At 47.5% G+C, this 7,460-nt stretch carries 12 protein-coding genes; 7 read left to right on the top strand and 5 right to left on the bottom strand.

All coding sequences use genetic code 11. From position 1 onward, the window contains the following. Window positions 1-249 precede the first annotated feature (249 nt). The 5 genes from Q9S52_RS10120 to Q9S52_RS10100 all read right to left on the bottom strand — a co-directional run bounded on the left by Q9S52_RS10120 (window position 250) and on the right by Q9S52_RS10100 (window position 2,092). Window positions 250-543, bottom strand: a complete 294-nt coding sequence (locus Q9S52_RS10120; protein ID WP_370649010.1) for a helix-turn-helix transcriptional regulator — start codon at window positions 541-543, stop codon at window positions 250-252. Between the two features lie 17 nt (window positions 544-560). After that, window positions 561-890 carry a type II toxin-antitoxin system RelE/ParE family toxin gene (locus Q9S52_RS10115; RefSeq protein ID WP_299456883.1) on the bottom strand — a complete coding sequence of 110 codons (330 nt, stop codon included), beginning with the start codon at window positions 888-890 and terminating at the stop codon, window positions 561-563. Window positions 891-1,006: 116 nt separating this feature from the next. Beyond that, complete coding sequence (locus tag Q9S52_RS10110) at window positions 1,007-1,375, bottom strand: type II toxin-antitoxin system HigA family antitoxin (protein ID WP_304709023.1); 369 nt, start codon at window positions 1,373-1,375, stop codon at window positions 1,007-1,009. 64 nt (window positions 1,376-1,439) lie between these two features. After that, window positions 1,440-1,856, bottom strand: a complete 417-nt coding sequence (locus Q9S52_RS10105; protein ID WP_304709022.1) for a DUF2442 domain-containing protein — start codon at window positions 1,854-1,856, stop codon at window positions 1,440-1,442. Continuing rightward, window positions 1,853-2,092 (bottom strand): DUF4160 domain-containing protein, encoded by a 240-nt coding sequence (locus Q9S52_RS10100; protein ID WP_297627027.1) that lies wholly within the window; start codon window positions 2,090-2,092, stop codon window positions 1,853-1,855. Before Q9S52_RS10100 ends, Q9S52_RS10105 begins: the two co-directional genes overlap by 4 nt. Before the next feature lie 140 nt (window positions 2,093-2,232). On the opposite strand from Q9S52_RS10100, the gene Q9S52_RS10095 reads away from it, so the two are divergent. The 7 genes from Q9S52_RS10095 to Q9S52_RS10065 all read left to right on the top strand — a co-directional run. Continuing rightward, window positions 2,233-2,616, top strand: coding sequence for a hypothetical protein (locus Q9S52_RS10095; protein ID WP_304709021.1), 384 nt, complete (start codon window positions 2,233-2,235; stop codon window positions 2,614-2,616). Window positions 2,617-2,883: 267 nt separating this feature from the next. Beyond that, window positions 2,884-3,114, top strand: coding sequence for a hypothetical protein (locus tag Q9S52_RS10090; protein ID WP_304709020.1), 231 nt, complete (start codon window positions 2,884-2,886; stop codon window positions 3,112-3,114). Then, complete coding sequence (locus tag Q9S52_RS10085; RefSeq protein WP_304709019.1) at window positions 3,111-3,422, top strand: hypothetical protein; 312 nt, start codon at window positions 3,111-3,113, stop codon at window positions 3,420-3,422. Before Q9S52_RS10090 ends, Q9S52_RS10085 begins: the two co-directional genes overlap by 4 nt. 18 nt (window positions 3,423-3,440) lie before the next feature. Then, window positions 3,441-3,701: a hypothetical protein gene (locus tag Q9S52_RS10080; RefSeq protein ID WP_304709018.1), complete on the top strand. Its 261-nt coding sequence runs from the start codon at window positions 3,441-3,443 to the stop codon at window positions 3,699-3,701. 31 nt (window positions 3,702-3,732) lie between these two features. Further along, window positions 3,733-4,245 (top strand): hypothetical protein, encoded by a 513-nt coding sequence (locus Q9S52_RS10075; protein WP_304709017.1) that lies wholly within the window; start codon window positions 3,733-3,735, stop codon window positions 4,243-4,245. 97 nt (window positions 4,246-4,342) lie between these two features. Beyond that, the gene (locus Q9S52_RS10070; protein WP_304709016.1) at window positions 4,343-4,765 is read left to right on the top strand and encodes a hypothetical protein; all 423 of its coding nucleotides are present in this window, start codon (window positions 4,343-4,345) and stop codon (window positions 4,763-4,765) included. Further along, window positions 4,762-7,460 (top strand): phage tail tape measure protein (locus Q9S52_RS10065; protein ID WP_304709015.1); only part of this gene is annotated, 2,699 nt, incomplete at its 3' end. The genes Q9S52_RS10070 and Q9S52_RS10065, both read left to right, overlap by 4 nt.

Raw genomic sequence — 7,460 nt, 5'->3', positions numbered from 1 at the left:
GCCGCGCTCCGGAAAACGATGCTGACGGAGCAGCGCGAGACGCCGTGGCTGAAGTTCCTCGACGACGACCACCAGATACTGCCGTTCGTCGCCCCCGACCTCTGTATGTCGGTGGGCAGCACGCTCGCTTTCCGCCTCAAAGGCTTCGACCTGCTGGAAGCGAAAGGGTAAAAGCAGAGCGGCCCGGAAAGTTCCGGGCCGCAGTCAGATAAAAAAGGCCATAGCGAGACGAGATGCGGAGCATCGAAATTACATAACCAATGCGAACCGAAGCCCCAATGCCTCAGAAATTTGCAGAAAAGTAGACAGCTGCATATCTGTCTCCCCGCGCTCCAACAAAGCAATATATTCTCGTTTCTTACCAACCATATCCGCCAACTGTTGCTGTGTAATTCGCGCTTGTTTGCGTGCCTGCTTGAGTATTTCGCCATAGTACCAAGCCTGTGCTTTCGCATCGAATTCTTCACGCGAAACGGTGCCTTTCGCACCATATTCGCGTTCAAACATCTCTTCTGCCGTAGGAAGATGTTTGAGTTTGTTCATATCGATTTTTGTTCTCATTACTCTAAACTGTTTAAGATTTTTTGGGCATTATTAATTTCTGTTTTATAATCTTTCGTAGACTTTTTCAGAAATCCATTCAACAAAACGATCTGCTCCGCCTCGATAAAATTTTCATGATCAATCGTAAAAAGAATCACCCGATATTCGTTACCAACCGAAATCCGAAGTTCATAAAAATCCGTATCCACCAGCTTCTTAACGAGCTTCGTATTGACAACCTTGATTTCCGCCATGACATTCATGGCATATTTCACTTTGTTCTGCACATTTGCAGGTAACGATTCATAAAAGGTATCGAATTCCGGTGTTCTTATTATCGTTCTCATGTGGCAAATGTAATATATTTATTACAAACAGCAAATACCTTACCAAAATCCTGTACTTTTGTTTCCCGGCCGGCGGGAAAAGAAAAAAGCCCGGAATCATCTTCCGGGCCGCTCTATTAACAGATACCGAGTATCAGATCGGCGTCGATATTCAATTCGTGATGAATCGTTCTTGCAATTTTTAGTGTCGGTTCGCTCTTGCCTGTCAGGTACTCACTGATCCGCGAAGGGCTAACCCCTAACTTCTCGGCCAGTGCTTTTTGGCTCAAGTGCATCTCCGCCATCCGAAGACGGATCAGTTCGGCCAACGTCGGTGCCTTGATTGGATAGTGTTCCTCGTCGTAATCGGCGACCAAATTCGAGAGCAATACCAATTCGACAGAATTCTTGTCAGGCAAAGGCGTCTCTTCAGTCACCAACGGAAGCAATTCTTCGATTCGTTCCATTACAGCATTGTACTGCATTTCATTCTCGATCCGTGCCATACGTTAAATTTTCATAACCGGGTACTGCCGAACAACGAAATCACATAACCGCCGAAGATCTCACTTACAGAGAGGCTGTTTGCATAATTTTTCCGCATTCGTGCAACGCAGCTTCGATCTTAGCTCGCTGCATTTCCGATGGTTTTTTACGCCCCGCGATATACGAAGCCATCAGACTCTGAGGAATATTGATCATCCGGGCAAACTGCGACACATTGATAAATGGCATCGCTTTGAAAGCCTGCGCAATCGGATTGACCGGTTCCCGCTCTTCATAAGTGAAGCTTTCGAGACTGATATCCTCGTCGATCTCGTCCCAACGCAAAGCATCACCGAATTTGTCGATCTTATATGCAGCGCGTTGTTCATCCGTAGCAGCTTGTAACCGAGGATACCACAGCAATGACTGCCACAGTTCGACTCCCGTATCGGTTCGGATGAATATCTTTTCATCTTTGAACCATATTTTTGTTATTTTCATGACTCTCTGAAAAAATTATTCCATTCATTCACGAAGTTCTCCCGATTTTCTTCAAGGATAGCTTCGGCCAATTTGATATCTTTAATCTTCACACCTTTGTTTTCCACCAATTTGACATCCGTCTCGATCTCAAATTTCGCTTTTCCGTCTCCGGTTTCAATATGGACGTGAATAGGGAGGTGTTCACGCGAATAGAAATAGAATCGAATTCCGAAGATAATCAAGAGAGTAGGCATTATGAATCGTATTTGTTACAACAAAGATAGGTAATAAATTTATAACCTACAAATGTTAGGCCGAAAAATAAAGGAGAGATAGGTACTTTTGTTTCCCGGCGGAAAAATGCTACATTTGGACAAACTAAATCACATTGAGCATGGAAGATACAACTACTCTTTTTATCGTTCTCGGCTGTATTGCCGTTGTTGTTTTGCAGATCATTATGATTGCCAAATTCTTTCAAATGGCGGCAGATATTCGAAATCTGCGGAATGTGGCATTCACCGATTATCAAGAACGTCATTCGCCGAAATGGAAGTCTGATAATTCACCTTTTTCTGAGGTTAAGGTACCTCCTTATGTACAAGGAGATGGAGATGTAATATTTTTTGAAGACGGAAAGCAAGGCATTATTTATCAGGAATTCGGAACATTCAGTTTTATAGATAATGACGAGATCCAAGTGTTCTGCCACTCCAAAAAAGAAGCTATCCGAGGACTGTACCACGCATTATCTCAACAAAAAGAATCAGAGAACTAAGCAAACGCCCCGAAAATTTTTTCGGGGCGTTTCTTTTGGATATTCGGAAAGAATCGCCATCTTTGCATTGCTATACATTTATGATGGGCTGTGAAGCCCACCCTTTTTTCAAGCGGTGGATTTTTTATATCCATACGCAACATATCTAAACGCTTCGGCGCGCACCCCCGTGCGAAAGGTTAATGCCTTCGCTAAGCCCATCATAAGGTGTATAGCAACGGGACAGGCGCGCCGTTTTTTATTCGTGCCTTAAAATGCTATACACCAATGAAAACCAACCGAAGACTACAGGTGTCGCCTGTATCGAAGTTCGAGAGTCTTATTTCACGGCTCGAACAGATCCGCAGGGAGTTCTATCGTCAGATTCCCGACTCCGACGAAATCGACCAGAACACTTTCGAGAACGCCATCAACGAGGCGCAGACCGTCATCGGTGTGTGCATAGCACAGCAACTGGTAGACCGTTGCCGGCGCGAGAAAGGAGGGCGCGCGTTATGAGAATCGTTACTTATATTCCCTCTGCACGACCGCCGTTCCCGGCCGCTTACGTACACGTCACCGTCTCCTGCGACCGGACGCAGACATTGCCGGCGTTCAGTTGCCGGACATCCTACTACTTCTACGAAGAGTTGTTCGAGCGCATCTTTTTGATCCAGCGCGATCGGAACTTTGCCGACATGCGGATTCTCGTTACGTTGCACGATGGGCGTCGGTTCGAATGGGACAGGGAGCGGGCTTTGCAATGCTTTACCCGGCTCAAGCCCGACCCGCGCCGGTTACTGGATATGTTACCTCCGATCGTTTAATTTTCATACCTTTCAGACATGAACGATCAGGAACAAGAGAAGATCATCGAGGCGACGGTGGCCGTGCTTTCGGAGACGTTCGCTCCGGCCTCGTCGATCGACGAGAGCGCAAAGCGATACACGTCGGCGCAGCTGGTGCAGGCCATCTACGAACTGACCGGCGTTTCACCCAGTATTGAGATGTTGTATCAGATTATGACGGAGTGTGGTTACCGCTACGTCGTCGATGAGACCTCAGCCTCGCTGCGATACGTCTGGCTGTTGCAATATCGCGGATAATTTCGTAACTTTAAGAAAAGGAGGAATCGCTATGGGAACGTTTTTCTGGGGATTGATCGGCATTCTGATTCTCGTGGGAATCGGTCGGGCGATCTACGACTGGTTCCGGAAACAGCCGGAACCCGATTGGCACGATATTTATGGTCATCAGGATTGGGTACCTCATAAATCCAACGGCAAGATGAGTTCTGACAAACCGTATACTTCGCCTTTCAAAGAAGAGATCCGCACAGATGAGAATGGTGACCAGATTATCCGATTTGAATGCCCGAACCCGGCAACGGCGGATTTCGGTTTGATTCAGGAGTTTTTGGATCACGAGTTTTTCATGCCCAAGGTCGAACACTATTTGGGACTGGCCAAAGAGATGAATGCGCCGGCAGCGGTGATCGAGGCGATCGAAGAGAAGATCCGTCTCGATCGGGAACTCAGCCGGCGAATCATTGATCAGGAAATGGCGGAACTCGACGCAGAACTGGAACGGTCGAACCGTAATGCCGAATCGGAATACAAAATCAAACGAATGCTCGAAAGCGAATCGTAAAACGTTATTCGGTTTCTTTATGGTAGGGCCGACATCGCAAGGTGCCGGCCTTTTTTGTGTCCTTTCGCGAGGGGTCGCGGCGAAGCACCTTTGTGGTATGCTGACCAATCTATATACCCGCTCCACGCTGCTCAGTACCGTTGTCGCCGACTCGGCCAAAGAGATTATGCGGTTACTGCTGCAACGTCAGGCCGCCATCGCCTCGATGGACTACAACCGACGACGATCGCCCCATCTGTCCGATCTCCTTACCGGCATGCAGGCGCAGGTCGATTGCACGGACGACAAAGTGCAGATTCAGTTGAACTATCCGGCCACCATCCGCTTCCTTGACCTGAAGAAGACCAAGTATGGCAAAAAGAAGCGGGTCTATTCCCCCATCTATAACCGGCCTCTGTTCGGCCACCTGTACGGGCGCGGATATTCTCTGTCGAATGCGGTAAATATGGCTATTCAGCAGGAGTACCGGAACTATTTCGCCAATCTCCAGAACGTCATGAAAACCATCGATCTGTTATGAGCATCAAGAAAGAGATTATCGACACCGAAGTACGATCCTCCGGTTTTAAGAAGTTCCAAGAAGACATTATGCTCATGAATAAAAAAATCAATGAGTATAACGATGACTTGAAACGTCTGAACCACCAGAAAGACAAATTGATTTCCGCCGGGAAAAAGGAGTCGAAAGAATATCGGAATACCACCAAAGAGATTACTGCTGTCCGGAAGAACATCAAGCAGTTGAAAGATGCGCTGGATGCGAAGGAAAAAAGTGTATCCTTGACAGCATTGAGTTACAACCAGCTCAAGAAACGGGCGGCCGAACTGACCCGCCAGCTCTACAACATGTCCGAGGCCGCCGATCCGAAAGCCTTTGCCGATGCTCGCAACAAACTGAAGCAATATCAGGATCAGATGGCCAAAATGCAGCAGGGGATCAAGATGACCCAAGCCTCTTTTGGACAACAAAAACCGTCGATGTGGAGGAATCTGAAACAGTTGATCCCGATCGCTTCCATCGTCGGTATCGGGAATCAATTGAAAAACACGGCAGAACGAGCCATCGAGACTTATACGCGCTTGGACGATAAGATGGCCGATGTACAGAAAACCACCGGAATGACCAAAGAAGAGGTCAGAGCTTTGGATGCCGAGGTGATGAAAATCGACACCCGAACCTCTCGGGAAGACTTGCTCGATCTGGCTCGTGTCGCCGGGAAACTGGGGGTTGCCAAACCCGATGTCGAAGGTTTTGTTCGGGCTACCGATCAGATCCGTGTTGCGCTATCGGAAGACTTAGGCGGCGATGTCGAAGAGTCCATTCAGAAAATCGGAAAACTGACCAGTATTTTTCATTTGCGAGAAGAACTGGGGCTGGAGCGGTCATTACTTTCGGTCGGCTCGGCCATTAACTCTTTGGGAGCAGCTTCCGAAGCAAATGAAGGGTACTTGGTCGACTTTACGAATAGAACGGCAGGGGTGGCTCCGCAAGCTAAAGTATCTATTCAGAGTGTACTCGGTTTGGGTGCCACGCTCGACCAGCTCGGCCAATCGGCCGAGGTTTCCGGTACCACTTATAGTCAGGTGATGACCGAAATGTACAAGCGGACGGATCAGTATGCCAAGATTGCAGGGATGTCGGTGTCAGAGTTCAGCAAACTGCTGCGGGAGGATGCAAACGAAGCATTCCTGAAGTTTCTTGAGGGAGCGAACAAGGCTGGGGACATGGAGGCGATGACCAAAAATCTCGCAACGTTGAAGTTGGAGGGCACGCGGTCTACGCAGGTGTTGGGAGCATTGGCCGGTAACGTGGATCTGATTCGTCAACAACAGGCCCTCGCTAATGCAGAGTTTGCCAAAGCCACATCGTTGACCGAAGAGTATAATACCAAAAACGCTTCGGCGCAAGCGTTGATGGAGAAACGCCGCAAAGCGATTGACGAAGTGATCGCATCGCTCGGAGAGAAGTTGATGCCGTTTTGGTCTGAATTTTTAGGTCTCACGGCTGGTTTTGTGTCAATACTGAAAGCTGTGGTTAGCACCTTGATCGAATATAAGGGTGTGATTTTATCGGTTGCCACGGTAACTACTGGTTATATTGCTGTAAAGAAGCTCTTGCACTTCTACAGCAAAGCCAACCGCATTGCAATAGCCGAAGAGGTTTTGGCCATGAGAGCCAGTACAACAGCCACTGCTGGTGCGAGTATAGGGGCTAAAGCATTGGCCGTAGCCACGCTGGTGACATTTCAGTTCCGATCCGCAGCCGTAGCTGCTAAATCGTTCTTTGCATCCATCGGCCCCATTGGGTGGGCAATAACAGCTGCAACTGCACTGGTTGCTATCCTAAAAGGGTTAAAAACCGTTACGGCAGAAACCGCCCAAGTCCAAAAACAGTTGGGTGTGGCCATAGACACCGAAGTCAATAAATCGTTGGCCGAAGAGACCGGGCGATTGAATAGTTTGCGACGACAACTCATCGAATCAGAACCTCATTCTAAGCGCCGGGTAGAACTTATCAACCAACTCAAAAAAGAGTATCCAGACCTGTTAAAAAATATAAACTCCGAAAAAGTAACCTTGGATAAGGTGATTGGTTCGATCGATGAGTATGTGAAAAAATCCGAATCGCGGATTCGTCTTCATGTCATCGAACAAAAATATCTGAATAACTTGAAAGAGCTGGAAGATGCTAAGCTGAAAGGGGCGACGACAGGAGATAAGAGTGAATACTTTAAAGTGGCGGCTCGTATCAGGAGAGAAAATGAGATTTTGCTTGAACAATTGAAATATCAGCAAAATCTGGTCGCGTATTCAAAAGAGTATGCCGATCTCGTCAAAGAAAGAGATGAATTGAAACCGGATGTCTCGGTTGATAATCTGTTATCACGTACACCCATGAGTCAAGAGGAATATGAAGCTACACAGCAGGCCTTGGCCAATTCGACTCAACGAGCAGAACAAGCCATCAATTTGGTATCGTATGATGAGTATTTGAGCAATTTTGAAAACGCCGTGAAAGAGGCAGATTCGAAAACCGCCCGATTTGAAGCGATCAACGCTCGTATCAATGAAATTGAAACCAAGAAACCGACCGTCATAAATTCAACAACCGAAAATGATGGAGGTGGCAGTGATAAAGACAAAAAGACCAAATGGTCTCTCTCTTCCGACGAGTCTTATCTGAAAGCTAAGGCCGAGCTCCGGGAGAAACAGAT

Origin of the sequence: uncultured Rikenella sp. (assembly GCF_948810725.1) — a bacterium.
GTDB lineage: Bacteria > Bacteroidota > Bacteroidia > Bacteroidales > Rikenellaceae > Rikenella.
The sequence above is the reverse complement of the archived record's forward strand: the minus strand, read 5'-3'. Positions and strand labels throughout refer to the sequence as shown.

Excerpts from the sequence above, each read along its gene's own strand:
- Q9S52_RS10085 (WP_304709019.1), top strand. The coding sequence starts at position 3,111 with ATGAGAATCGTTACTTATATTCCCTCTGCACGACCGCCGTTCCCGGCC.
- Q9S52_RS10075 (WP_304709017.1), top strand. The coding sequence starts at position 3,733 with ATGGGAACGTTTTTCTGGGGATTGATCGGCATTCTGATTCTCGTGGGA.
- Q9S52_RS10120 (WP_370649010.1), bottom strand. The coding sequence starts at position 543 with ATGAACAAACTCAAACATCTTCCTACGGCAGAAGAGATGTTTGAACGC.
- Q9S52_RS10105 (WP_304709022.1), bottom strand. The coding sequence starts at position 1,856 with ATGAAAATAACAAAAATATGGTTCAAAGATGAAAAGATATTCATCCGA.
- Q9S52_RS10115 (WP_299456883.1), bottom strand. The coding sequence starts at position 890 with ATGAGAACGATAATAAGAACACCGGAATTCGATACCTTTTATGAATCG.
- Q9S52_RS10090 (WP_304709020.1), top strand. The coding sequence starts at position 2,884 with ATGAAAACCAACCGAAGACTACAGGTGTCGCCTGTATCGAAGTTCGAG.
- Q9S52_RS10100 (WP_297627027.1), bottom strand. The coding sequence starts at position 2,092 with ATGCCTACTCTCTTGATTATCTTCGGAATTCGATTCTATTTCTATTCG.
- Q9S52_RS10095 (WP_304709021.1), top strand. The coding sequence starts at position 2,233 with ATGGAAGATACAACTACTCTTTTTATCGTTCTCGGCTGTATTGCCGTT.
- Q9S52_RS10080 (WP_304709018.1), top strand. The coding sequence starts at position 3,441 with ATGAACGATCAGGAACAAGAGAAGATCATCGAGGCGACGGTGGCCGTG.
- Q9S52_RS10070 (WP_304709016.1), top strand. The coding sequence starts at position 4,343 with ATGCTGACCAATCTATATACCCGCTCCACGCTGCTCAGTACCGTTGTC.
- Q9S52_RS10110 (WP_304709023.1), bottom strand. The coding sequence starts at position 1,375 with ATGGCACGGATCGAGAATGAAATGCAGTACAATGCTGTAATGGAACGA.